The following is a 24,086-nucleotide window of genomic DNA, read 5'->3' as shown; positions in this document are numbered from 1 at the left end:
GGAACGGTTTGTTTTTCTACTAGGTAAAAATCGCCACGGTCTGACGCGCCCAAAGCACCCGCCGACCGCTTTCGTCCCAGATCTCCATATCCTGTAGCGAGTAGCCTTCCAAGGCTTGCTGACTGAACGAGCTGATGAGGAACCATTCGCCGCTCACGGCGGGCTGCGGCAGATCGATTGTCCAGGAAGCCGAGCTGATGGCTGCCGGCTCTGTGAAGCAGGTCATCGCGGCGGGCGGCAGACTGTCAGCGAGGGCGATCAAAGCCACCGCCGGGTCCACCCCCTGGGCATCCAGGTGACGAACCCACATCAGTAACTCGGGAGTTTTAGCCCCGGACACCGGCAGTGATCCACCCGCAGGGCGCATTTCGAAGTTGAAGGCGCAAGCAGGTGCAACGGTGTTGTCCAGCGCCAGCGTGGCGTACCGCGACGCATCCTTCACCAAAGGGCATCCCCATGCCTCATGGGTAATCCTGCTGGCTCGTGGTTGAGCGAACAGCAAGGTCGTGCGCAGAGCCAGCTCATCGCCCGACTTGCAATCGACAGACACCGAAGTCACGGATCGCCCTTCGCGCAACACGCTTGTATCGAATGTCTGGGCTTGCGTGACCGGACCTATGAATGACACCTGCGCCGACTTGAACGGAGGAAAGCCCTGTGGGCGTTCGCGCAGAACCGCCTCCAACGACAACGCCGCCGAAAGACCACCGAAGATCGTGCGACCCTGCTGCCAATTGGCGGGAGCAACGAACGGCACGCTTGGATCGAACTGGGCCAGCACTTGAGCAAAACTGGTCATTTGGACGTCCCCGGACCGGCCTGAACGTGAACCCGCAAGAAGCATCGCTAAAGGGATCACTGAAAGTCGATGCCATACTTATTCATGTGACCATTTATGTCAATAGTCACACAACAGGTAAAAAGAGACTACTCAGTCAGGTACAACCCGAATGCAAGGGAAGTCGTTTTTGAATCGGGACGGCTACTCGTCGCAGCCGTCCCTCAGGGCATCAAGCTACGCAGGATGAGGTTGGCGGTGAGCGTCGGCGCCACCTCGACATGATCGAGGCTGTACTGCAGCAATAGAGGATTGACGAAAGGCCGAAGGGTCAGGTGTATCGCCTCAACGGTTTCATCCAGGGGCGTCTTGCGTTCGAACTCACCGCTTTCGCGCCCTTCCCGTACGACCTGCACCACGAATTGCTTGATCCGTGCGTCATACACCTGGGAGCTGGGCCAGCGTTCCGACGCGGAGAATGCGGCAATATCGTAGAGCTTGCGATCATTGAAGAACAGGTCGATCCCCGTGGTAATCAGGGTCTTGACCAGGCGGCGAAAGCGCTCGGTCGAAGAGAGCCCTTCCTCGCTGATGGCCTCCTCCACGGCCGCAACGATCTTCGCAAGACAGCTGGAGCAAATGGCTTCGCCAATCGCCTGCTTGGAATCGAAAAACTTGTAGATGTAGGCCTTGGAAAAGCCGATGGCCTTGGCCAGGTCAGACACGGTGGTCTTGGCGTAGCCGTATTGGCTGAAATGCTCGTTGGCCGCCGCGACAATCTGGTCGCGAATGTCATGGTCGGCTGGGCCGCGAGTGCTGGGCGAAGGTGAAGTTGGCTGATTCATGGAAGCAGCTTACGCATCCCTGCGAGGGATGACAACTTGTGACCACTTATGAACATCGTCACAAAACAGCCGTCCGTCAGTTACGCACGCCCTGCTCCCTCGCCACAAGAACTCCCGATTTATCCGTGTCATTTGGCAAAAAGCTGGCTCATATCCTTGAAGGCCTTGAATTCAAGGGCATTGCCACACGGATCGAACAGGAACATCGTGGCTTGCTCGCCAACCTGCCCTTTGAAGCGGACGTAGGGTTCAATCACAAACTCCGTGCCGAAAGATCTCAATCGTTCAGCCAGTGCCTCCCACGCCTCCCAAGCCAAAACAACACCAAAGTGCGGGACGGGCACATCGTGCCCGTCCACCGGATTGCTCTGGGCGCTTTCCTGGGAAGCGGTCTTGGGTTGCTCATGAATCACCAGTTGGTGACCGTAGAAATTGAAATCGACCCACTGGCTGCTGGAACGGCCTTCTTCCAGGCCAAACACTTCACCATAAAAAGTACGGGCGGCAGCAAGATCGTAGACCGGAATCGCCAGATGGAACGGAGAAAGGCTCATTGAGAGTCCTCTTACGTGTGAGGTTGGGCCATCGTAGCGCCGCGCTTGCGGTAAGAAAACCCTACAGACCGTGTCCAAGCGATGCTGGGAGAGGACGGTTTTTTCGCGGCAGGACCTCGCAGCGCAGTCCGCCGTGCAGGTACACATCCAAATTGACGGCTTGCGCCGAGCAAATGATCTATACCTTCAGAAGCACAGTCGGGCCAAGGCGGCGGCACTGACGTGATGGGATGGAGCGGTTGTGGCGAATCCTGCTGGATCGCTGCATCATGCGCTGCCTTATATAAGAAGCTGGCCTGTAGACGTTGTTTCCGGCGCCTCGTACGCCGGGATTGGCGCACCACTTTCAATGCCTGAAGTATCGTCCATGAGCCTGACTACACGCGTTTTGAACGCATCAACCAAAGCACTTTACCGGCTTTGTCTGTTACTGCCGCTGCTGGCTTCCCATGAGGCGAGCGCTGAGTCTCCGGTCATTGAACTGCACATTCTCGACGCACCGCCGCTGACGTTCGTCAACGACCCCAGGGGCCACGGAATCGTGGGCGATGTCGCTGTAGCCGCGATGACCAGGGCCGGGTACACCGTAAAGATCCATGTGCTTCCCTGGGCCCGGGCGCAAAAGCATGTCAGTGAAGAACATGATCACTTGATCACCCCCCTGTCACGAATCCCCACTCGTGAGGATCGCTTCACCTGGATCGCCTCGATCATGCCCATGGAGCGCGCCTTTTTCAGCCTCGAGCGGCGGGTGAGCAGCTTCGCCCAAGCGAAAGAAACCTACCGCAAGATCGGCGTCGGCCTGGGCAGTGCACAGGAAGATATCCTGCGCAGCGAAGGGTTCAGCGATGAGCAGATCTATCCGTTGGCCATCGGCGACAATCCCGCTCAGATGCTATTGATGGGCCGTATCGATGCCTGGTTCAACGGCGTGCCGGAGAGTCGTTACATCTGGCCGAAGGTGTCCAAGCGCAAGCTGCTCATGAGTTCGGTTGGCAGCAACGCCGACCTTTACCTGGCCTGCTCCAAACAATGCTCGCCAGAAATGGTCGAGCATTTGCGCGACGCGGTTGAAGCGCTCCGCGCGGATGGGACCGTCAAGCGTGTCCATGACGTTTATTTGCCGCGATAGGCTGTGGCGGGGGGAGCCGGACTAGAGCCCTCATTGATGGCTTATATCATTCTGAATGATAGTTACCTTTGCTTCATTCGATTCGTTCCTGTGCCTTGCGCCACGCATCATCCGCCCATTCTCAATACATTGGCGGATGCTATCCATGGAACATTCACTTTCAAAACTGCGTTTTCCCCTCGCGCTGCTGGCGGTGCTGGTGATGAGCGCCTGCGGCAAGACTCCCGACACGGCAGCGTCCATGCCGCCGGCCAAAGTCAGTGTGGCCAAGGTGTTGGAGCAACCTGTCAACGAATGGGATGAGTTCACCGGCCGCCTCGAGGCACCAGAAACCGTCGAGATCCGCCCGCGGGTTTCCGGACAGATCGACGAAGTGGCCTTCACCGAAGGCGCATTGGTCAAGAAAGGCGACCTGCTGTTCCAGATCGACCCACGCCCCTTCCAGGCTGAAGTGCGTCGTCTCGAAGCCCAACTGGCCCAAGCCCGCGCCACCGCTACCCGCAGCGAGAACGAAGCCCAGCGTGGCGAACGCCTGCGCTTGAGCAACGCCATTTCCGCCGAGCTGGCGGACTCGCGCACCACCGCCGCCCAGGAAGCCCGTGCCGCCGTCGCGGCTATCCAGGCGCAATTGGACCTGGCCAAGCTGAACCTGAGCTTCACCCGCGTCACCTCGCCCATCAGCGGGCGTGTCAGCCGCGCGCAGATTACTGCCGGCAACCTGGTGACCGCCGACGTCACGCCGCTGACCAGCGTGGTATCCACCGACAAGGTCTACGCCTACTTCGACGCCGACGAGCGTGTCTTCCTCAAGTACACCCAACTCGCCCGCCAGGGCCAGCGCGGCCAAGCCACGCCGGTCTACATGGGCCTGTCCAACGAAGACGGCAACCCGCACCTGGGGCAGATGAACTTCGTCGACAACCAGGTCAACCCGCAGACCGGCACCATTCGCGGTCGCGCCGTGTTCGACAACAAGGACGGCGCCTACACCCCAGGCCTGTACGCTCGCCTGAAGCTGGTGGGCAGCGGGACCTACTCTGCCGTGCTGATCAACGACGAAGCCGTGGGCACCGACCTGGGCAAGAAATTCGTGCTGGTGATGGACGCCGAGAACAAGCCGGCCTACCGCGCTGTCGAGCTGGGGCCGAAGATCGAAGGCCTGCGCATCGTGCGCAACGGCTTGAGCAAGGATGACACCATCATCGTCAAGGGGCTGCAACGGGCTCGCCCTGGCTCGCCGGTCACGCCTGAAACCGTGCCGATGGCCAGTGAAGAAACCATTGCCGCCCTGGCAGCACAACGTAAAGCGCTCGAAGCCAGCAACCTGCCCCAAGTCGCGCCATCCAAGGCAGCGTCAGGCTCGGCAGGCAAACTGGCCGCTGCGACCCCACGCGGTTAAGGGACTGAATCCAAAATGAAATTTTCCCAGTTCTTCATTTCGCGGCCGATCTTCGCAGCAGTGCTTTCGCTGCTGATCCTGATCGCCGGCGCCATCTCGCTGTTCCAACTACCGATCAGCGAATACCCGGAAGTCGTGCCGCCAACCGTGGTCGTACGCGCCAACTTCCCTGGCGCCAACCCCAAGGTCATCGGCGAAACCGTAGCCGCGCCCCTGGAACAAGCCATCACCGGCGTCGAGAACATGCTGTACATGTCCTCGCAGTCCACCGCTGACGGCAAGATCACCTTGACCATCACCTTCGCCCTGGGCACCGACCTGGACAACGCCCAGGTGCAGGTGCAGAACCGCGTCACCCGGACCGAGCCCAAGCTGCCGGAAGAAGTGACCCGGATCGGTATCACGGTGGACAAGGCCTCGCCCGACCTGACCATGGTCGTGCACTTGACCTCGCCAGACCAACGCTACGACATGCTCTACCTGTCCAACTACGCCCTGCTCAATATCAAGGATGAGCTGGCGCGCTTGGGCGGCGTAGGTGATGTGCAGTTGTTCGGCATGGGTGACTACTCCCTGCGGGTCTGGCTGGATCCGAACAAGACCGCTTCGCGCAACCTGACCGCCACTGACGTGGTCACCGCGATCCGTGAACAGAACCGCCAGGTGGCGGCCGGCGCCCTGGGTGCGCCGCCAGCGCCGAATGCCCAGGCGTTCCAGCTGTCGATCAACACCCAGGGCCGCCTGGTGAACGAGGAAGAGTTCGAGAACATCATCATTCGCTCCGGCGCCGACGGCGAGATCACGCGCTTGAAGGACATCGCCCGGGTCGAGCTGGGTTCCAGCCAATATGCCCTGCGTTCGCTGCTGGACAATCAGCCGGCCGTGGCGATCCCGATCTTCCAGCGCCCGGGTTCCAACGCGATCCAGATCTCCAACGACGTTCGCGAGAAGATGGAAGAGCTGAAGAAGGGCTTCCCCGCCGGGATGGACTACAGCATCGTCTATGACCCGACGATCTTCGTGCGGGGCTCCATCGAAGCGGTGGTCCACACCCTGTTTGAAGCCCTGATTCTCGTGGTGCTGGTGGTGATCCTGTTCCTGCAGACCTGGCGTGCCTCGATCATTCCCCTGGTGGCGGTGCCGGTTTCGCTGATCGGTACGTTCGCGGTGATGCACCTGTTCGGCTTCTCGTTGAACGCCCTGTCGCTGTTCGGCCTAGTTCTGGCCATCGGTATCGTGGTGGACGACGCCATCGTGGTGGTGGAGAACGTCGAGCGAAACATCGAGCTTGGACTCACCCCCGTGGAGGCGACCAAGCGCGCCATGGGCGAAGTGACCGGCCCGATCATCGCCACCGCCCTGGTGCTGTGCGCGGTCTTCGTTCCGGCGGCGTTCATCAGCGGCTTGACCGGTCAGTTCTATAAACAGTTTGCCCTGACCATTGCCATCTCCACGGTCATCTCGGCGATCAACTCCCTGACCCTGTCGCCGGCCTTGGCCGCGGTGCTGCTCAAGGGCCATGACGCGCCCAAGGACCGTTTCTCCAAGTTCCTGGACAAGGTATTCGGTGGCTGGCTGTTCCGTCCGTTCAACCGTTTCTTCGAGCGGGCCAGCCATGGCTACGTGGGTACCGTCGCTCGGGTGATCCGCAGCAGCGGCATCGCTCTGGTGCTCTACGCCGGCCTGATGGTGCTGACGTTCTTCGGCTTCTCCACCACTCCGACCGGCTTCGTGCCTGGCCAGGACAAGCAATACCTGGTGGCCTTCGCCCAACTGCCGGACGCCGCGAGCCTGGATCGCACCGAAGACGTGATCAAACGCATGTCCGACCTGGCCCTCAAGCAACCAGGCGTTGAAAGCGCCGTAGCCTTCCCCGGCCTGTCGATCAATGGTTTCACCAACAGCCCGAACGCCGGCATCGTATTCGTGACCCTCAAGCCCTTCGACGAACGCAAGGACCCGAGCATGTCGGCCGGCGCCATCGCCGGTGCCTTGAACGGCAAGTACTCGGAGATCCAGGAAGCCTACATGGCGATCTTCCCGCCGCCGCCGGTACAGGGCCTGGGCACGATCGGTGGTTTCCGCCTGCAAATCGAGGACCGGGGCAACCTGGGCTACGACGAGCTGTACAAAGAAACCATGAACATCATCACCAAGAGCCGCAGCGTGCCGGAACTGGCCGGGTTGTTCACCAGCTATACCGTGAACGTGCCCCAGGTCGATGCCGCCATCGACCGTGAAAAAGCCAAGACCCATGGCGTGGCCGTCAGCGACATCTTCGACACCCTGCAGATCTACCTGGGGTCGCTGTATGCCAACGACTTCAACCGCTTCGGTCGCACCTATCAGGTCAACGTCCAGGCCGAGCAGCAGTTCCGTCTCGAGTCGGACCAGATCGGCCAGCTCAAGGTGCGCAACAACCGTGGCGAGATGATCCCGCTGGCGACCTTCATCAAGGTCAGCGACACCTCGGGGCCAGATCGCGTGATGCACTACAACGGCTTCATCACGGCTGAAATCAACGGCGCCGCCGCGCCGGGGTACAGCTCCGGCCAGGCTGAAAAGGCCATCGAGAAACTGCTCAAGGACGAACTGCCCAACGGCATGACGTACGAGTGGACCGACCTGACCTACCAACAGATCCTCTCGGGCAATACCGCGCTGTTCGTGTTCCCGCTCTGCGTACTGCTGGCGTTCCTGGTGCTCGCGGCACAGTACGAAAGCTGGAGCCTGCCATTGGCGGTGATCCTGATCGTACCGATGACCCTGCTGTCGGCGATTACCGGGGTAATTCTCTCCGGCGGCGACAACAACATCTTTACCCAGATCGGCTTGATCGTGCTGGTGGGACTTGCGTGCAAGAACGCGATTCTGATCGTCGAGTTCGCCAAGGATAAACAGCTCGAAGGCATGAACCCGCTGGCGGCGGTCCTCGAAGCGTGCCGCCTGCGTCTGCGGCCGATCCTGATGACCTCCTTCGCCTTCATCATGGGCGTGGTGCCCCTGGTGTTCTCCAGCGGCGCCGGTGCCGAAATGCGTCATGCCATGGGTGTGGCGGTGTTCTCCGGGATGCTCGGCGTGACCTTCTTCGGCCTGCTGCTCACCCCTGTGTTCTATGTACTGATCCGCAACTTCGTCGAGCGCAGCGAGGCCCGCAAGGCGGCCCGGGCTTTGAAACTGGAGGCGCAACAATGAGTTTGAAAGCGTTCGTTCCGAGCTTGCTGGCCTTGGCGTTGAGCGCCTGCGCCGTGGGTCCGGACTACAAGGCACCACAAACGGAGGCGGCGACCATCACCACCGCCACCGACGGTGCCGCCGGCCAGAAGAATTTCGACCGGGCCCGCTTCGAAGGCGTCTGGTGGCAGCAATTCGAAGATCCGACGCTCAACGCGTTGGTGACTCGCTCCCTGGAAGGCAACCGCGAGTTGCGCGTGGCCTTCGCCCGTCTGCGGGCCGCCCGGGCAATTCGCGATGACGCCAGCAATGACGTCATGCCCACTATCACCAGCCGCGCCAGCAGTGACTTAGGCAAAGGCCAGATTCCCGGGCAGACCACCGACCGGGTCAACACCGAGCGTTACGACCTGGGCCTGGACATGGCCTGGGAGCTGGACCTGTTCGGACGCATCCGGCGCAACCTGGAAGCCACCGATGCCGATCAGCAGGCGGTCGAAGCCGACCTCTATCAGTTGCAGGTGACGATGATCGCCGAACTGGTGGACGCCTACGGTCAATTGCGCGGCGCTCAGCTGCGGGAAAAGATCGCGTTGGCGAACCTGAAGAACCAGCAGGATTCGCGCAAGATCACCGAAAGCCTGCGCGATGCCGGTGTCGGCGATCAGCTCGATGTGGTGCGTGCCGATGCCCGCCTGGCGTCTGTAGAAGCCAGCGTGCCGCAACTGCAGGCCGAACAGGTGCGCCAGCGCAACCGCATCGCCACGTTGCTGGGCGAGCGCCCGGACAAACTCAGCGTGGACCTGAGCCCGAAACAGTTGCCGGCCATCGCCAAGGCCCTGCCCATCGGCGATCCGGGTGAACTGCTGCAACGACGTCCGGACATTCTCAGTGCCGAGCGCCAACTGGCCGCCGCAACGGCACGCATCGGCGTGGCCAAGGCCGACCTGTTCCCACGGGTCAGCCTGAGCGGTTTCCTCGGCTTCACGGCTGGGCGCGGTTCGCAGATCGGCTCCTCGGCCGCCAACGCCTGGGCGCTGGGCCCGAGCATTACCTGGGCCGCTTTCGACCTGGGCAGCGTGCGGGCACGCTTGCGCGGTGCCGACGCCGAGGCGGACGGCGCCCTGGCGACTTACGAACAGCAAGTGCTGCTGGCCCTGGAAGAATCGGAAAACGCCTTCAGTGACTACGGCAAGCGCCAGCAACGGCTGATTTCGCTGATCCGCCAAAGTGAATCGAGCCGCGCCGCCGCCGACCTGGCCGAGATTCGCTACCGCGAAGGCACCGTGGATTTCCTCGTGTTGCTCGACGCCCAGCGTGAACGCCTGGCGGCCGAAGACACCCAGGCCCAGGCCGAAGTGGACCTGTACCGTGGCATCGTCGCGATCTACAAGGCCCTGGGTGGCGGCTGGAAACCGGAAACCGTCGCCAGCAACTGACCCCGCCCTGCTCAACCGAGCTCCTTTGGTTGGCCGCAACCAACCAATTTTTTGCCCCGCGCTCATTTGGACGCGGGGCTTTTTTTGCCTATCGCCCACACCCCACCGTGAAAGAGCCCATTGTGGGAGCGAGCTTGCTCGCGATAGCGGTGGGTCAGTTGCGGTGATGTCGGATGCGCAACCGCCATCGCGAGCAAGCTCGCTCCCACAGGTCCGCTACCGCTGTGACAAGGTTTGACTCAAGCCGCCACCTGACCGAAGCTTGCGACATTTCACGCTTCTGGTAATGGATTCCCTGCATGCCCTCGCCTCGCCGCCGCTATCTACTCCTCAGCCTCTGTGTCCTGTTGTTGATCGGTCTTGTCGCGGTGTGGCTACGCAGTACCACGCCGCAAATCCCCGAAGCGATCAAGCGTGGTTACAGTGAAGCCCTGGAAAGCGCCCGCAACGGACAGCCGGGGGCGGCGCGCATGCTTTACCAACAGCTGGGGCGTCCGGACCTCTCGCCCAAGCGCCGTGTGTGGCTGCACGCCGAACTGCCCAACTACCCCAGCCCGCAAGCCTTGAAACTGGCCGACGCGGACCTGCACAGCGAATCACCGGACGTGCGTCGGGCCGCCATCGGCAGCGTCGTCGGGCTGGTTCCGACGGGCCAGCGCAGCCTGTTGCTCGGCCCACTCCTGGATGATGACGACCCGAATGTCCGGTTCGCTGCCGTGAATGCGCTGCTGGGCCTCTCGCCAGATGACCTCGGTTTGTATTTCGGCGCGATGCAGATCGCCATCGATACCTGGGAGCAGGTGCTCGAGGATGGTCCGAAAACCGCGGACGCCCACTACCAGCTCGCCCGGCTGCACCTGCACAACGCCGAATTGAAGAAAGCCCAATCGGCCCTTGAGCAGGCCTTGCGTCTGCAGCCGGACAATCTCCCGGCGCTGGTCATGCAGATCGAAGTGCTCGACAAACAAGGCCAGAGCGAAGCCGCACGGCAATTGCTCGCCCGACAGTTGCAAACCCAGCCAACGTCGGCTTATCTGCAACATGCGCTGGGCATGTGGCTGCTGCAACACGGCCAGAGCGAGTATGCGGTGCTCGGTCTGGCAAAAGCCGTGGAACTGGAACCCGAGAACCGGCATTACCGCTATGACCTGGCGACCACCTTGCATGCCGAACAGGAGGTGGAAGCGGCGCAGAAACAGCTGCAGGAAATCGTCCAGCGCTACCCCGCCGACCGCAAGGCACGGGTGTTGCTGATCAACTATTGGAAGGAAACCGGTCAGTTGCAGAACGTTCAAATCCTGTTGGCGCAACTGGAACAGTTGAACCCCGATGACCCGGCGCTGCAACAAGGTCTGTAGGAGCTGCCGAAGGCTGCGATCTTTTTGTTGATTGTTCAACTGCGACCCAATTGCCTGGAGAAAGATCGCAGCCTCGCTTCGCTCGACAGCTCCTACAAAAGTTGTGCAGTACACCGCGTTTTGTAGATGTAAGCGGAACCGCCATCACCGCCAAAGGTCAAGTATTCAGGCAGTCGATTTCAGGCGTTACCCCGCCTGCTGCCCACTTCCCTAGTCATGAGAGGGCTATTTTTGTCTACATCTAACGAGTTGATCAGTGCAAAAGCCGCCACCGGCATCGAAGGACTGGATGATGTCCTTTCCGGTGGTTTATCCCGCGGTCATGTGTTCCTGCTTGAGGGAGAACCCGGGACTGGTAAGACTACGGTCGCGTTGCATTTTCTGTTAGCCGGCGCCAAGGCTGGCGAGCGCTCGTTGTACATCACGCTATCGGAAACCGAGCGTGAATTGCGTCAGGGCGCGACCTCCCACGGGTGGACGCTGGATGACAATATTCATATTTTCGAGCTGACCCCGCCCGAAAGCCTGCTCAATGCCGAGCACCAGCAGAGCCTGCTGTACTCCTCGGACCTGGAACTGGGCGAAGCGACGCGGCAGATTTTCGAAGTGGTCGAACGGGTCAAGCCGACCCGGGTCGTGCTCGACAGCCTTTCGGAGATCCGTCTGCTGGCGCAAAGCTCCCTGCGCTATCGTCGCCAGATCCTGGCGATCAAGCATTATTTCGTGCGCTACGACGCCACGGTCCTGTTGCTCGACGACCTGACCACCGAATCCCTGGACAAGACCGTGCACAGCGTCGCCCACGGGGTGATTCGCCTGGAAGAACTGACCCCCAGCTACGGCGCCGAACGGCGGCGGATCCGGGTGGTCAAGTATCGCGGGCAGAAATACCGCGGCGGTTACCATGACTTCACCATCATGGGCGACGGCGTGCACGTCTTCCCGCGCCTGGTGGCCGCCGAACACCGCGGGCAGTACCTGCGCCAGCAACTCTCCAGCGGCATCGGCGAAATGGATGCGCTGCTGGGCGGCGGTATCGAGACGGGTTCCAGTACCTTGATCCTGGGCCCGGCAGGTACCGGCAAGTCGCTGATCGCGCTGATTTTCGCCGCAGCCGCCGTGCGTCGCGGCGAGAAGGCCGCGCTGTTCATCTTCGACGAAGAGCTGGGCTTGCTGTTCGAGCGCATGAAAAACATCGGCATCGATCTGCAAGCCCTGCTAGAGACCGGCAACCTGCTGATCGAACAGGTCGACGCCGCCGAGTTGTCCCCCGGCGAGTTCTCCCATCGCGTGCGCCGTTGCGTCGATGAAGGCAACATCAAGACCGTGGTCATCGACAGTATCAACGGCTATCAGGCGGCCATGCCGGAAGAGAACGCCCTGGTGCTGCACATGCATGAATTGCTGCTCTATCTCAACCGCAAGGGCGCGGCGACCTTCATGACCGTCGCCCAGCACGGCCTGGTCGGCGACATGCAGGCGCCCGTGGACATTACTTATCTGGCCGACACGGTGATTCTGTTGCGTTATTTCGAAGCACTGGGCAAGGTTCGCCGGGCGATCTCCATCATCAAGAAACGCACCGGCAGCCACGAGTCGACCATCCGCGAATACCGCATCGGCCGCCAGGGCATGACCATCGGCGAGCCACTGGAGGCGTTCCAAGGTGTCTTGCGCGGGGTCCCCACCTACATGGGCGAGAGCAACCCGCTGCTCAAGGATGAACACCGGTGACGCTGGCCGAGCCCCTGTCCGAGCGGGCGCTGATCCTCGCGCCGCTGGGACGGGACAGCCAGATCGCCTTGATGATCCTCAATGAAGCCGGTTTTGCCGGCCTCATCTGCCACCACCTGGGCCATTTGTGCGAAGAGTTGGAAAGCGGTGCCGGCCTGCTGGTGATTTCTTCGGAGGCCTTGGTAGGGCCAGACCTGGAAACGCTGTTCCAGCAAATCGAACAGCAACCGGCCTGGTCCGATTTGCCCATTGTCTTGCTGACCCATCACGGCGGGCCGGAACAGAACCCGGCGGCCCGTATCGGTACGCAATTGGGCAACGTGACCTTCCTCGAACGCCCTTTCCATCCCGTGACCCTGATCAGCCTGGTGACCACCGCCCTGCGGGGTCGTCGAAGGCAGTACGAAGCCCGCGACCGCCTGATCGACCTCAGCAATAGCGAACTGCGCCTGCAGACCACCCTTGAAACCCTCGAACAGCAGGTAGAAGAACGTACCGCCCAGTTGCGCCATAACGAAGAGGCCTTGCGCCAGTCGCAAAAAATGGAAGCGGTCGGCCAGTTGACCGGCGGTATCGCCCACGACTTCAACAACATGCTCACCGGGATCATCGGCAGCCTCGAACTGCTGCGTCGGCGCCTGGCCCGGGGCCGTACCGAGGACCTGGACAGCCTGATCGACCTGGGCGTGACCTCGGCCAACCGCGCCGCCGGCCTGACCCATCGCCTGCTGGCGTTTTCCCGACGGCAATCGCTGGACTCCAAGGCGGTCCAGATGAATACGCTGGTGCTGTCCATGGGCGAGTTGTTGCAACGCAGCCTCAACGAAAGCATTCGCCTGGACATGCGCTTGGACGAACAGCTCTGGGTCGCCGAGGCCGATCCCAACCAACTGGAAAGCGCCCTGCTCAACCTGGTGCTCAACGCCCGGGATGCCATGCCCAACGGCGGAAACCTGGTGGTGCAGACCTGCAACCGACACCTGGACGCCGACTTCACCGATGCCTACAGCAATCTGGAGCCCGGCGACTATGTGGTGCTGAGCGTGCAGGACACCGGTTGTGGCATGCCCGAGGCGGTGATCGGCCGCGCGTTCGACCCGTTTTTCACCACCAAGCCGATCGGCCAGGGCACCGGGCTGGGCCTGTCGATGATCTATGGCTTCAGCAAGCAATCGCGTGGCCACGTGACCATCGACAGCGAAGTCGACAAAGGCACCACCGTGAACCTGTACCTGCCTCGCTTTCGCGGTGAAGAAGTCCACGAGCCCCAGGTCATCACGCAGCACGCGCCGCATGCGCGGGACGGCGAAACCGTGCTGATCGTCGAGGACGATCCGGCGGTGCGGGTGCTGGTGAGCGCGGTGTTGAGCGAACTGGGTTATGCCTTTGTGGAAGCGGCCGACGCCAATGGCGCCGTCCCGATCCTCCAATCAGGCCAACGCATCGACCTGCTGATCAGCGACGTAGGCCTGCCCGGCATGAATGGTCGGCAGCTGGCGGAAATCGGCCGGCAGGTGCGTCCGGACCTGCGGGTGCTGTTCATCACCGGCTACGCCGAGCATGCGGCGGTACGCGGCGGCTTCCTTGACCCGGGGATGCAGATGATCACCAAACCGTTCACCTTTGATTTGTTGACGGCCAAGGTACGGGAGATGATCAAGGTCTGAGGCAATGGGCAGGCATTGGGGCGAGGGAGCTTGTTCCCGCTGGGTTGTGTAGGAGCTGTCGAAGCCTGCGATCTTTTGATCCTTCGCTGGAGACTCAAGCGGCTGGGGAAAGATCGCAGCCTCGCTCCGCTCGACAGCTCCTACCGTGCCCCCCTGTGGGAGCACGCCCCCTCATCTGCCGGGACATGCCCCCTCTCCCTGCCTACGACAACATCGACTGCATGATGCGCTGTAGCTCATCCAGGTCGAACGGTTTATCCAGGATCGGGGCCTTGCGGGTAATGGGGCTATCGGTGTCGCGCACTTCCTGCGCGTAGCCACTGATGAAGATGACCTTCAGTTCGGGTCGCAACTTGACCGCAGGCTCGGCGATCTGCACGCCGGAAATACCGCCCGGCAGGCGGAAGTCGGTAATCATCATGTCCAGATGCGGCTTGCTCGCCAGGATCTCGAACGCCTGGTCACCGTTTTCGGCCTGCAACACCCGGTATCCCTCGCCCGACAGGTAGGCCGACAGCACCATCAGGATCGACGGGTCATCCTCGACGATCAATACAACATCTTGCGCATCTTCACTCATGAGAAGCCTTTGTTCGATCAATAGCTGCTGATACGACCTTAGGGTCTCTCAGAGGTTGCGTCTGTTCGGCGGTTTTGTCCAAGACAGTTTTCTGCAAGGGCAGGCACACACGAAACAACGCCCCTTCATTGAGACGACTGTCGACCGTGATCGTCCCGCCATGGGCCGTGACAATCTGCTCGGAAATGAACAGCCCCAACCCCAGGCCTGAAGCGGCCGCCTTGGACGATACGCGCTCGAACTGCTGGAAGATACGCTTCTGGTTCTCCTCGCTGATGCCAATGCCGTGGTCCCGGACCTCGATGCAGGCATGCTCGGGCGTCTTGTAGACGCGCACTTCGATCGGGCCCTTGCCACCGTAGCGCAGCGCATTGGTCAACAGGTTCGACACCACTTGTTCGATGCGAAACTCATCCCACAGCCCCTCCACCGCCGGCTCGGCCATGCAGGTCAATGAGCACTCGGCGATGGCAATCTGCGGCTGGAAGTTGCGCAGCAGGTTTTCCACCAGTGCCGTCAAGTTGAAGCGGGTCGGACGGATCGACAGCTTGCCGGTACGAATCCGTGACACATCCAGCATGTCCTCGATCAGGCGGATCAGGCTCTTGATCTGGCGCTCGTCGCGCTCGACCATCGCCCGCACCTTGTCCAGGCTGAAGGCCGCGGCATTGTCCCGGGCCAGGTGCATCTTGCGCAGTTGGGTCTCGAGAATCAGGCCATTGAGGGGGGTGCGCACCTCGTGGGCGACAATGGACATGAAGTCGTCACGCATGCGCACCGCCTGCTCCAGCTCGCCGCGGGTGGCCTCCAGTTGCTGCAGCAGGACCTCCTGCTCCCGTCGGCTCTGCTCGAGGGCCACGACTTGCTCCTTCATGGCCTTTCGCTGGCGATACAGCTCGACGAACACATTGACCTTGCTCTTGACGGCCTGGGTGTCCAGCGGCTTGTGCAGGAAGTCCACCGCGCCGTTTTCATAACCGGTGAAGGCATAGTTGCGCTCGCGACCGGCGGCGCTGACGAAAATGATCGGGATGCTGCGGGTCTTCTCGGTACCGCGCATCAGCTCGGCCAGCCCGAAACCGTTCATCTCGGGCATCTGCACATCGATGATGGCCAGGGCAAAGTCGTGTTGCAGCAGCAGGGACAGTGCTTCGTCCGCCGACAGGGCCTTGAAGACCTCGCGGTCGGGCCCCCTGATCAGCGCTTCCAGGGCCAACAGATTCTCAGGCAGATCGTCGACGATCAGCAGTTTGGCTTGAATATCTCTTGGCATGTGGTTCATTCCAGCCCGGCCAGCAATTGGCCGATGCCTTGCAAAGTAAGGATATGGTCAGGCTCATGCAGGGCCAGCGCCGCTTCTGGCATGGTCGCGACCTGGGCTTCAGCGGGGTCCTGGACCACGGTGATCCCGCCCAGCGCCCTGACCCTCGCCAGGCCCCGAGCGCCATCGCCATTGGCGCCGGTCATTACCACGGCCAGCAACTTCTCGCCGTAGACATCGGCCGCCGACTCGAACAGCACGTCGATGGACGGTCGCGAATGATGTACAGGCTCTTCCAGGCTCAACGACAGGCAACGGTCGGCCTCGACCGACAAGTGATAGCCGGGCGTGGCGACATACAAGGTACCCGGTGCAATGTCCTGTTTATCCCGGGCCTCCTCCACCGGCACCGCCAGGCGATGGCCGAGCACGGAGGCCAGTTGGCTATCGCGCTCATCCGGCAAATGCAGTACCACCAGGATAGGCAAGCCGAAACCTTTGCGCAGGTGTCCGAATACCCTGAGCAATGCTTCGACGCCGCCAGCCGATGCACCGACGACAATGGCCTCGATGGGCGGGTTGGATTTGTCCTTCGTCTGGTTCATAACTTGCGATAGATCCGTTCCTGTTTGACCAACGGCTCGAATCGATGACCGTAAGCCGAAAAATCCAATGTCTCCTTACTGCCCAATACCAGGAAACCACGGTGACAAAGGGACTCATGGAACAGTCCAAACGCACGATCTTGCAGCTTTTTATTGAAATATATCAATACGTTGCGGCATGAAATTAATTGAGTTTCTGAAAAAACACTGTCGGTCGCCAGGCTGTGATCGGCAAAGGTCACGTTCTCGCACAGGCTTTTATCGAACATCGCATAATCGTAGGCGGCGGTGTAGTACTCGGCAAATGATCGCCGTCCTCCAGCGTTCTGGTAGTTCTGCGTATAGGTGCGCACGTTTTCCAGGGAGAAAATGCCCTGCTTGGCTTTTTCCAACGAACGCGGGTTGATATCGGTGGCGTAGATCAATGTGCGGTCCAGCAGGCCCTCTTCTCGCAGCAGGATCGCCATGGAGTAGACCTCTTCTCCCGTGCTGCAACCGGCGATCCAGATCTTGATCGAAGGGTACGTCCTGAGCAGCGGCACCACTTCCTCGCGGATCGCCAGGAAATGCGAGGGGTCGCGAAACATCTCGCTGACGGGGATCGTCAGCAGCTGCAGCAACTGCATGAATGCACCCGGGTCGTGCAGCACGCGTTCCTGCAAGGCCGAGATGGTCTTGCACTCGAACTGGCTCAACGCATGGTGGACCCGGCGCTTGATGGAGGCGCCGGAATAATCGCGAAAATCGTAGCTGTACTTGAGGTAAATCGCTTCGATCAACAAACGAAGTTCAATGTCAGTGTCACGTTCCACTAAATTCTTTCCATATTCGGCAACCACACGCGAATCAGCGAGAACAGACGATCCAGATCGATCGGCTTGGCCAGGTAGTCATTGGAACCCGCCGCCAGGCAGCGTTCCTGATCGTCCTTCATGGCCTTGGCCGTCACGGCGATGATAGGCAGCTTGCGCCAGCGCGGGTCCTTGCGGATCAGCGTGGTGGCTTCGAAACCGTCCATCTCCGGCATCATCACATCCATCAGCACCAGGTCGATGTCGTCGAATTCATTCAGTCGATCGATCGCCTCCAAGCCATTGCGGCCGATGACCACGATCGCCCCCTTTGCCTCCAGGGCGCTGGTCAGGGCAAAGATGTTGCGCACATCGTCGTCCACCAATAGCACCTTGCGGCCTTCGAACACCTTGTCACGGCTGCGGGCGGTCTTGAGCATCCGCTGTCGTTCATGGGACAACCGGGATTCGACTTTGTGCAGAAAGAGTGTCACCTCGTCCAGCAAGCGCTCTGGCGAACGGGCGCCCTTGATGATGATCGAGCGGGAGTACTTGCGCAGTTCGGCTTCTTCGTCCCGTGTCAGGTTGCGCCCGGTATAGACGATCACCGGCGGGAAGGAACAGATATCCTCGCTGGACATGCGCTTGAGCAGGTCATTGCCGAGCATGTCCGGCAACTTGAGGTCGATGATCATGCAATCGTAGACATTGGTCCGCAGCAGGTCCAGGGCCTGCTGGGCCAAGCCAACGGCGGTGATCTCGATGTCATCGTCGCCGATCAGGCGGGTAATACTGTCGCGTTGCAGATCGTCGTCTTCCACCAGCAGCACCCGCTTGACCTTCTGGGTCAGCTTGGCCTCCAGGCGGGCGAACACGTCCTTGAGTTCTTCACGGGTCGTCGGCTTGACGGCATAACCGATGGCGCCCATGTGCATGGCGGCTTCGACACGGTCTTCGACGGAAATCACGTGCACCGGGATGTGCCGGGTTTCGGCCTGCTCCTTGAGACGCTGCAACACCGTCAGTCCTGAATGGTCTGGCAGGCGCATGTCCAGCAGGATCGCGTCGGGAGCCAGTTGCAAAGCCAGGTCGAAACCTTCGTCGGCGCCGTGGGCCACCAGGCACTGGTAACCGAGCTCGTGGGCCAGGTCGAATAGAATCCGGGCGAACTTGGGCTCGTCTTCGATCACCAGGATGCACCGGGTGTCGAACGGCGCCTTGTCGCGGTCGTCGGCGAACCGGACAATCGGCGTGTCCACATCGGCTATCAGCGGCGCCGGCGCGGCTTTGGGCGCGACAGGCGCCGGCGCGGTGGCCGTCGGGGTGAAGGTCATCGGCGCTATCGGGGTGTCACCGGGCTCGACATAACGCTCAGGCAATACCAGCGTAAACACACTGCCCTGCCCCGGCTCGCTGGAGACCGAAATCGAGCCGCCCAGCAACATGGCCAGGTCCCGGGAAATCGACAACCCCAGGCCGGTGCCGCCGTAGCGACGGTTGGTGGTGCCATCGGCCTGGCGGAACGCTTCGAAAATGCTTTGCTGTTGATCGGCGGCGATGCCGATCCCGGAGTCCCGCACCATGAACGCGATGCCCGAGCCTGGCTGACCGGCCACGGACAGGCTGACGGAGCCTTGCTCGGTGAACTTCACGGCGTTGGACAGCAGGTTCTTGATCACCTGCTCCAGACGCTGGCGGTCGGTGTAGAGCATCGCCGGCGCATCGGGCAGCACCTGGACCTCGAAATTCAGGCCCTTGTCCGCCGCCAACGGCTTGAACATATCCTGCAGCCCTTCCACCAGACGCTGCACGCTGGTGTTTTCCGGACGCACTTCCAGCTTTCCGGCCTCGACCTTGGAAATGTCGAGAATGTCGTTGATCAGGTTCAGCAGGTCGTTGCCGGCGGAGTAGATCGACTCGGCAAACTTGACCTGCTCCTCGCTGAGGTTGTGCTGCGGGTTCTCCGCCAGCAGCTTGGACAGGATCAGCGAGCTGTTGAGCGGCGTGCGCAACTCGTGGGACATATTGGCCAGGAACTCGGACTTGTACTTGCTCGAACGCTGCAGCTCTTCGGCGCGCTCCTGCAACTGGATCTGGGCCAGGTTCAATTCGCTGTTCTTCTGATCCATGGCGTCGCGCTGCTCGGCCAATTGCTCGTTGGTCTGCTCCAGTTCCTGTTGCTGGGCTTCCAGGTGGACCTGGGACTCCTTGAGGATGCGCGACTGTTCTTCCAACTCTTCGTTGGCGGTCTTGAGTTCTTCCTGCTGGACTTGCAGCTCTTCGTTCAACTGCTGGGTTTCGGCCAGTACTTCCTGCAGACGCTGGCGATAACGGGCGGCTTCGATGGAAGTGCCGATATTACCGGCGATCAGTTCCAGCAACTCGATGTCACGCTCGGTCAATGGCCGCAGGAATCCCAGTTCAATGACACCGTTGATCCGGTCATCGTCACTGGTGGGCACTACCAGCACGCTGTTGGGCAGACCTTGCCCCAATCCGGAGCTGACTTTCAGGTAATCGTCCGGTACATCGTCCAGGCGGATAAGACGCCCCTGCTGCACGGCCTGACCAGCGATGCCCTCGCCGGCGACGATCACTTGCTGTTGTTCTTCATCCTCCCGGGAGAGCCCGTAGGTGGCGACACGCCTGAGGACGCCACTTTCTTCCCGCGCATAAAGCGCAGCGACAGCGACACCCAGATACTTCGCACAGAACTGCAGGATATTGCGGCCCAACAGGTTCAGCGACAATTGCCCCAGGACCTGCTCGGCCAGTTGCGTCTGGCCGCTTCGAAGCCAGGCCTGTTTCTCCAGGTGCAAGGCGCTGCGTTGCTGGACTTTCAGGCTGGCACTGTAGCTTTCGGACAGGTTCAACAGATCCCGGCGGCCGACGTAGGCCAGGAGCCCGCTGACCGCTGCGACGAACAACAGGTAAAAGGCAATGCTCCAGACGGTCGTGGTGCGCACGTCCTGGTTGCGCGCCGCACGCAATTGTTGCTCGGTCTCGACGACCTCTTCGAAAGACTGGCGAATTTCGTCGGTCAGGCGCTTACCGCGCCCGGCCTTCACCGCCCCCCGGTAATCGCCGCTGCTGCGTTGCAGGTCGATCATGCTTTGGGCGTAATTGGCCCACTCCGTCTGGAGTGCTTGGATCTTGTGCAGACGGTCGGTCTGGACGGGGTTATCGGCTGTCAATTCCAGCAATGTGTCCAACGCCACGGCAATCCGTGGCTTGGCCACTTCATAGGGGTCGAGGAAGTGCTCGTCACCACTCAATAGGTAGCCGCGCATGCCGGTTTCCAGGTCCACGCTCAGCTTGAGCGCTTCGTTGGCATTATTGATCACCCTGTCGGTATGGCCGACCCATTGGATTACCGACAGCAGGTACGTGATAAGGATGATGAAAAACACCGCGCTGAGGGCGCCTATGCCCAACGGCAGGCTGATATTACGGCTAAGGAGCTTGCGAAAACTTTGCTCGTCGACCGAAGACGAAGGAGTCATGGAAAGGGGCCTTGGTGGACAGTTGAAATCGGTGGAGTTTGCCCGAAAAACCGCGCCTGGATCCACATTTTCTGACAAGTCAAGGAGGTAAATCCCACGACAATCCGTCTTATAGCAGGGAAGCGACTATCCTTGTCAGCTCTTGTACTATAGATCCTTTCTTGTACAACCTAGGGAACTTGTGCCGCCTTGGCACTTACTCATGAATGAGGCCATTTTTTTCGTGCCCCTCCCGCTCCCATCTTTCGAGAATGTCGACTATGCCCACCACCCCTGCCACCACCCAGCCCACCATCCTGGTAGTCGAAGACGATGACATCGTGCGGATGTTGATCGTCGACGTGCTGGAGGAACTGGAGTATCAGGTGCTGGAGGCGGACGGCTGTGAGCAGGCGCTGAGTTTTTTGCGTGACCACCAACAGGACATCGCCTTGATGATGACCGACGTCGGCCTGCCGGTAATGGACGGACGCGAATTGGCCAAGCAGGCTCGACTCGAGCGGCCACAGCTGCCGGTGCTGTTTGCCAGCGGATATGCCGAAAGCATTGATGTGCCTGAAGGCATGTCGGTGATCGGCAAACCCTTCTCCATCGATCAATTGCGGGACAAGGTCAAAAGCATTCTTGCTTGAGCCGGATCGCATTCTTGGTCACTATCGGCGCCCCGCGCGCCGATGGCGCCTGATTCGCTCCGAGGAACACCTTGCTCATGACTGCCACCAAAGTCCTGGTTATCGGCTATGTCTGGCCCGAGCCGCGCTCATCGGCGGCCAGTGGGCACGTCATGCAGATCCTCGACACCTTCCTCGGCCAAGGCTGGGACATCACCTTCAGCAGCCCGGCCGGCCCGGGCGAGCAGCGCGCCGACCTGGTCGCGCTGGGTATCCGCGAAGTGCCCATCGAACTCAATAACAGCAGCTTCGACGCGTTCATCCATGCACTTGCGCCGGACATCGTGCTGTTCGACCAGTTCATGATGGAAGAACAGTTCGGCTGGCGTGTCGAAAAGCACTGCCCCGGCGCATTGCGGGTGCTGGAGACCTCCGATCTGCAAAGCCTGCGTCACGCCCGGCATCAACGTCTGAAAGAGCGCCTGAAGCGCGATGAGGCGAGCGAGGACTTCAGCGATCTCTTCGCCCCGGCCCTGGGCGAGGAGTTCCAACGGATGGCCGACACCGACCTGGCCAAGCGGGAAATCGCCGCCCTGTATCGCTGCGACCTCAACCTGATGGTGTCCGAGGTTGAAATCGAACTCTTGGTGGAGCACTTCAAGCTGCCTCGCAACCTGCTGCACTGGTGCCCGTTGATGCTGGACCTGCCCAGTGAACCGTCGGTACCGTTCGAGGACCGGGCGCATTTCCTGAGTATCGGCAACTTTCGCCACGCGCCGAACTGGGACGCTGTGCTCTGGATGAAAAACGCCATCTGGCCGCTGATCCGCCAGCAATTGCCCGGCGCACAACTGCACCTGTACGGCGCCTATACCCCGCCCAAGGCCGCCGCACTGCACAATCCGGCCCAGGGTTTTCACATCATGAACTGGGCCGAGGACGCCTTGCAGGTCATGTCGGCGGCACGCATCTGCCTGGCGCCGTTGCGTTTCGGCGCCGGGATCAAGGGCAAGCTGATCGACGCCATGCTCTGCGGTACCCCCAACGTCACCACGCCCATGGGAGCCGAAGCCATGCACGGCGACATGCCCTGGCCCGGGTCGATTGCCCAGAGCGCCGAAGGCATCGCCGACGCGGCGGTGCAATTGTATCGCGACCAGGCGCGCTGGACCCAGGCCCAGCACACAGGCCTGGAGCTGCTGGCGAGCCGATACCGGCAACAGGTGCATGGGCCGGCGCTGATCGACAGCATCAACGCTTGCCGAGCGGACCTGGCACAACGACGCCGGGACAATTTCACCGGTAGCATGCTGCGTCACCACCAGCACAAAAGCACCCAATACATGTCCCAGTGGATCGAAGAAAAAAACCGCAACGGTTAGACGTCAGGGTGGCACCTGCCTGGCGAAGGGGGCATTATCCATGGCGATAACAATAAAAGCGCCAGGCCCATGACCCGAACAGCCAGAGTCACCGACCCCTCCTACGAGTTGATGGACGACCATAACGGGCTGTCCATCATCTACCGCCAGCACGGCTTTCCCTGCCCGCTGGTGCGCTGGCATTTCCACAAGGAATACGAGCTGCACTTGATCGTCGCCAGTTCCGGCAAGGTGTTCATTGGCGACTACATTGGCAACTTCTACCCCCAGTCGCTGTTTCTCACCGGCCCCAACCTGCCCCACAACTGGATCAGCCAGGTGGCCGAGGACGAAGTGGTGCCCAAGCGCGACATGTTGGTGAACTTCACCGACGAGTTGTTCGAAAGCGGCCACCAGGTATTCGCCGAACTCAAAACGGTTGCACCGTTGCTCGAACGCGCCCAATACGGCATCGAGTTCCGTTGCAAGCGCACCATCCGCCAGGCCATGAGCCTGATGCAGCGCATCGCCGACTCCCAGGGCATGAGCCGCCTGGGGCATTTTTTCATTCTGATGGAGCTGCTGGCCGCCACGGATGACTACCAACTGCTGTCCGGCGCGACCGCCCCACAAACGGCGGACGAACACAGCATCGACCGCACCAACCGCGCGGTGGACTACATCTTTGCCCATTACGCCCGGGAGCTGCCCCTGGAAGAAGTCGCCGAACACCTGGGCATGAAACCCACCTACTTCAGCCGGGTGTTCAAACAGGCCACTGGCCGCTGCTTCATCGAATTCGTCAATCGCCTGCGCATCAGCAAATCCTGCGAATTGCTGGCCGACGGCGACAAACCGGTAACGGACGTGTGTTTTGAATCCGGCTTCAACAACATCTCCAATTTCAATCGACGTTTCCAGCAGCTCAAGGGCATGACGCCTTCCCACTACCGGCGGCTGGCGGTGCAGCGGCTGACCGAGCAGAACCAGGGCTGAGACTTTTTTTGCCTCGCCCTGTGGCGAGGGAGCTTGCTCCCGCTGGGCGCGCAGCGGCCCTGTTTTTTGGGTCTGCTGCGCAGCCCAGCGGGAGCAAGCTCCCTCGCCACAAGTGCTGTATCCGACCTGAACGGATAGGCGCTCCCTCCATCCAGTGCAAAAAAGTATCAGTGCAAGTGCGACGGATGATTTGTCACACCGTCCATTGAAGGCTGTAATCAGCGCACATTCTTCCCTTCATCCGGAAGACACAAAAACAATAACTGTCCTTCTGCAGCCTTCTGGGCGCGGAAAAGGA

Annotated in this window: 18 protein-coding genes; 10 read left to right on the top strand and 8 right to left on the bottom strand. The window is 60.8% G+C overall.

From position 1 onward, the window contains the following. Window positions 1–19: 19 nt before the first annotated feature. The 3 genes from AB7M32_RS18050 to AB7M32_RS18040 all read right to left on the bottom strand — a co-directional run bounded on the left by AB7M32_RS18050 (window position 20) and on the right by AB7M32_RS18040 (window position 2,177). The gene (locus AB7M32_RS18050; protein ID WP_454250800.1) at window positions 20–799 is read right to left on the bottom strand and encodes a thioesterase family protein; all 780 of its coding nucleotides are present in this window, start codon (window positions 797–799) and stop codon (window positions 20–22) included. Between the two features lie 203 nt (window positions 800–1,002). Next, complete coding sequence (locus tag AB7M32_RS18045) at window positions 1,003–1,623, bottom strand: TetR/AcrR family transcriptional regulator (RefSeq protein ID WP_072405498.1); 621 nt, start codon at window positions 1,621–1,623, stop codon at window positions 1,003–1,005. 128 nt (window positions 1,624–1,751) lie between these two features. Then, a complete protein-coding gene (locus AB7M32_RS18040; protein WP_060742514.1) occupies window positions 1,752–2,177 on the bottom strand; it encodes a VOC family protein in 426 nt (141 codons plus the stop codon). Between the two features lie 367 nt (window positions 2,178–2,544). On the opposite strand from AB7M32_RS18040, the gene AB7M32_RS18035 reads away from it, so the two are divergent. The 7 genes from AB7M32_RS18035 (at window position 2,545) to AB7M32_RS18005 (ending at window position 14,080) form a co-directional block, all read left to right on the top strand. Next, entirely contained in the window at window positions 2,545–3,309 is a 765-nt protein-coding gene (locus AB7M32_RS18035; protein WP_454252161.1) for a substrate-binding periplasmic protein, read from the top strand. A 145-nt stretch (window positions 3,310–3,454) separates the two neighbouring features. Then, entirely contained in the window at window positions 3,455–4,708 is a 1,254-nt protein-coding gene (mexE, locus tag AB7M32_RS18030) for a multidrug efflux RND transporter periplasmic adaptor subunit MexE (protein WP_454250799.1), read from the top strand. 15 nt (window positions 4,709–4,723) lie between these two features. Further along, window positions 4,724–7,903 carry an efflux RND transporter permease subunit gene (locus AB7M32_RS18025; RefSeq protein WP_072405494.1) on the top strand — a complete coding sequence of 1,060 codons (3,180 nt, stop codon included), beginning with the start codon at window positions 4,724–4,726 and terminating at the stop codon, window positions 7,901–7,903. Further along, window positions 7,900–9,321, top strand: a complete 1,422-nt coding sequence (locus tag AB7M32_RS18020) for an efflux transporter outer membrane subunit (protein ID WP_072405493.1) — start codon at window positions 7,900–7,902, stop codon at window positions 9,319–9,321. The genes AB7M32_RS18025 and AB7M32_RS18020 overlap by 4 nt, the downstream gene beginning before the upstream one ends. Before the next feature lie 299 nt (window positions 9,322–9,620). Then, window positions 9,621–10,679 carry a tetratricopeptide repeat protein gene (locus AB7M32_RS18015; protein ID WP_454250798.1) on the top strand — a complete coding sequence of 353 codons (1,059 nt, stop codon included), beginning with the start codon at window positions 9,621–9,623 and terminating at the stop codon, window positions 10,677–10,679. A gap of 231 nt (window positions 10,680–10,910) precedes the next feature. Further along, window positions 10,911–12,413 (top strand): ATPase domain-containing protein, encoded by a 1,503-nt coding sequence (locus AB7M32_RS18010; RefSeq protein WP_454250797.1) that lies wholly within the window; start codon window positions 10,911–10,913, stop codon window positions 12,411–12,413. After that, a complete protein-coding gene (locus AB7M32_RS18005) occupies window positions 12,410–14,080 on the top strand; it encodes a response regulator (protein ID WP_454250796.1) in 1,671 nt (556 codons plus the stop codon). Before AB7M32_RS18010 ends, AB7M32_RS18005 begins: the two co-directional genes overlap by 4 nt. Window positions 14,081–14,282: 202 nt before the next feature. On the opposite strand, the gene AB7M32_RS18000 is transcribed toward AB7M32_RS18005, so the two are convergent. From AB7M32_RS18000 to AB7M32_RS17980, 5 genes are read right to left on the bottom strand one after another with little or no spacing between them, the layout of a single operon-like run. Beyond that, window positions 14,283–14,660 (bottom strand): response regulator, encoded by a 378-nt coding sequence (locus AB7M32_RS18000; RefSeq protein ID WP_060742522.1) that lies wholly within the window; start codon window positions 14,658–14,660, stop codon window positions 14,283–14,285. Continuing rightward, complete coding sequence (locus AB7M32_RS17995; protein ID WP_454250795.1) at window positions 14,653–15,933, bottom strand: hybrid sensor histidine kinase/response regulator; 1,281 nt, start codon at window positions 15,931–15,933, stop codon at window positions 14,653–14,655. The genes AB7M32_RS18000 and AB7M32_RS17995 overlap by 8 nt, the downstream gene beginning before the upstream one ends. 5 nt (window positions 15,934–15,938) lie before the next feature. Then, window positions 15,939–16,526 carry a chemotaxis protein CheB gene (locus AB7M32_RS17990; protein ID WP_072405487.1) on the bottom strand — a complete coding sequence of 196 codons (588 nt, stop codon included), beginning with the start codon at window positions 16,524–16,526 and terminating at the stop codon, window positions 15,939–15,941. Then, on the bottom strand, window positions 16,523–17,338 hold the full coding sequence (locus AB7M32_RS17985) for a CheR family methyltransferase (protein WP_072405486.1): 816 nt from the start codon (window positions 17,336–17,338) through the stop codon (window positions 16,523–16,525). Before AB7M32_RS17985 ends, AB7M32_RS17990 begins: the two co-directional genes overlap by 4 nt. Next, window positions 17,338–20,820 carry a response regulator gene (locus tag AB7M32_RS17980; protein WP_454250794.1) on the bottom strand — a complete coding sequence of 1,161 codons (3,483 nt, stop codon included), beginning with the start codon at window positions 20,818–20,820 and terminating at the stop codon, window positions 17,338–17,340. Before AB7M32_RS17980 ends, AB7M32_RS17985 begins: the two co-directional genes overlap by 1 nt. Window positions 20,821–21,071: 251 nt before the next feature. Here AB7M32_RS17980 and AB7M32_RS17975 point away from each other — a divergent pair, with 251 nt between their 5' ends. The 3 genes from AB7M32_RS17975 to AB7M32_RS17965 all read left to right on the top strand — a co-directional run bounded on the left by AB7M32_RS17975 (window position 21,072) and on the right by AB7M32_RS17965 (window position 23,788). Further along, window positions 21,072–21,452 carry a response regulator gene (locus AB7M32_RS17975; RefSeq protein WP_454250793.1) on the top strand — a complete coding sequence of 127 codons (381 nt, stop codon included), beginning with the start codon at window positions 21,072–21,074 and terminating at the stop codon, window positions 21,450–21,452. 77 nt (window positions 21,453–21,529) lie between these two features. Continuing rightward, window positions 21,530–22,813: a glycosyltransferase gene (locus tag AB7M32_RS17970; RefSeq protein ID WP_454250792.1), complete on the top strand. Its 1,284-nt coding sequence runs from the start codon at window positions 21,530–21,532 to the stop codon at window positions 22,811–22,813. A gap of 69 nt (window positions 22,814–22,882) precedes the next feature. Next, window positions 22,883–23,788: an AraC family transcriptional regulator gene (locus tag AB7M32_RS17965; protein WP_060742529.1), complete on the top strand. Its 906-nt coding sequence runs from the start codon at window positions 22,883–22,885 to the stop codon at window positions 23,786–23,788. Window positions 23,789–24,086: the final 298 nt, after the last annotated feature.

Source organism: Pseudomonas sp. R151218B TE3479, from assembly GCF_053629195.1.
This window is presented reverse-complemented; position numbering and strand designations above follow the sequence as displayed.

What these genes read in the sequence shown, in the direction of transcription:
- AB7M32_RS18050 (WP_454250800.1), bottom strand. Translation starts at nt 799, where the DNA reads ATGACCAGTTTTGCTCAAGTGCTGGCCCAGTTCGATCCAAGCGTGCCG.
- AB7M32_RS18045 (WP_072405498.1), bottom strand. Translation starts at nt 1,623, where the DNA reads ATGAATCAGCCAACTTCACCTTCGCCCAGCACTCGCGGCCCAGCCGAC.
- AB7M32_RS18040 (WP_060742514.1), bottom strand. Translation starts at nt 2,177, where the DNA reads ATGAGCCTTTCTCCGTTCCATCTGGCGATTCCGGTCTACGATCTTGCT.
- AB7M32_RS18035 (WP_454252161.1), top strand. Translation starts at nt 2,545, where the DNA reads ATGAGCCTGACTACACGCGTTTTGAACGCATCAACCAAAGCACTTTAC.
- mexE (WP_454250799.1), top strand. Translation starts at nt 3,455, where the DNA reads ATGGAACATTCACTTTCAAAACTGCGTTTTCCCCTCGCGCTGCTGGCG.
- AB7M32_RS18025 (WP_072405494.1), top strand. Translation starts at nt 4,724, where the DNA reads ATGAAATTTTCCCAGTTCTTCATTTCGCGGCCGATCTTCGCAGCAGTG.
- AB7M32_RS18020 (WP_072405493.1), top strand. Translation starts at nt 7,900, where the DNA reads ATGAGTTTGAAAGCGTTCGTTCCGAGCTTGCTGGCCTTGGCGTTGAGC.
- AB7M32_RS18015 (WP_454250798.1), top strand. Translation starts at nt 9,621, where the DNA reads ATGCCCTCGCCTCGCCGCCGCTATCTACTCCTCAGCCTCTGTGTCCTG.
- AB7M32_RS18000 (WP_060742522.1), bottom strand. Translation starts at nt 14,660, where the DNA reads ATGAGTGAAGATGCGCAAGATGTTGTATTGATCGTCGAGGATGACCCG.
- AB7M32_RS17995 (WP_454250795.1), bottom strand. Translation starts at nt 15,933, where the DNA reads ATGCCAAGAGATATTCAAGCCAAACTGCTGATCGTCGACGATCTGCCT.
- AB7M32_RS17990 (WP_072405487.1), bottom strand. Translation starts at nt 16,526, where the DNA reads ATGAACCAGACGAAGGACAAATCCAACCCGCCCATCGAGGCCATTGTC.
- AB7M32_RS17980 (WP_454250794.1), bottom strand. Translation starts at nt 20,820, where the DNA reads ATGACTCCTTCGTCTTCGGTCGACGAGCAAAGTTTTCGCAAGCTCCTT.
- AB7M32_RS17975 (WP_454250793.1), top strand. Translation starts at nt 21,072, where the DNA reads ATGTCGACTATGCCCACCACCCCTGCCACCACCCAGCCCACCATCCTG.
- AB7M32_RS17970 (WP_454250792.1), top strand. Translation starts at nt 21,530, where the DNA reads ATGACTGCCACCAAAGTCCTGGTTATCGGCTATGTCTGGCCCGAGCCG.
- AB7M32_RS17965 (WP_060742529.1), top strand. Translation starts at nt 22,883, where the DNA reads ATGACCCGAACAGCCAGAGTCACCGACCCCTCCTACGAGTTGATGGAC.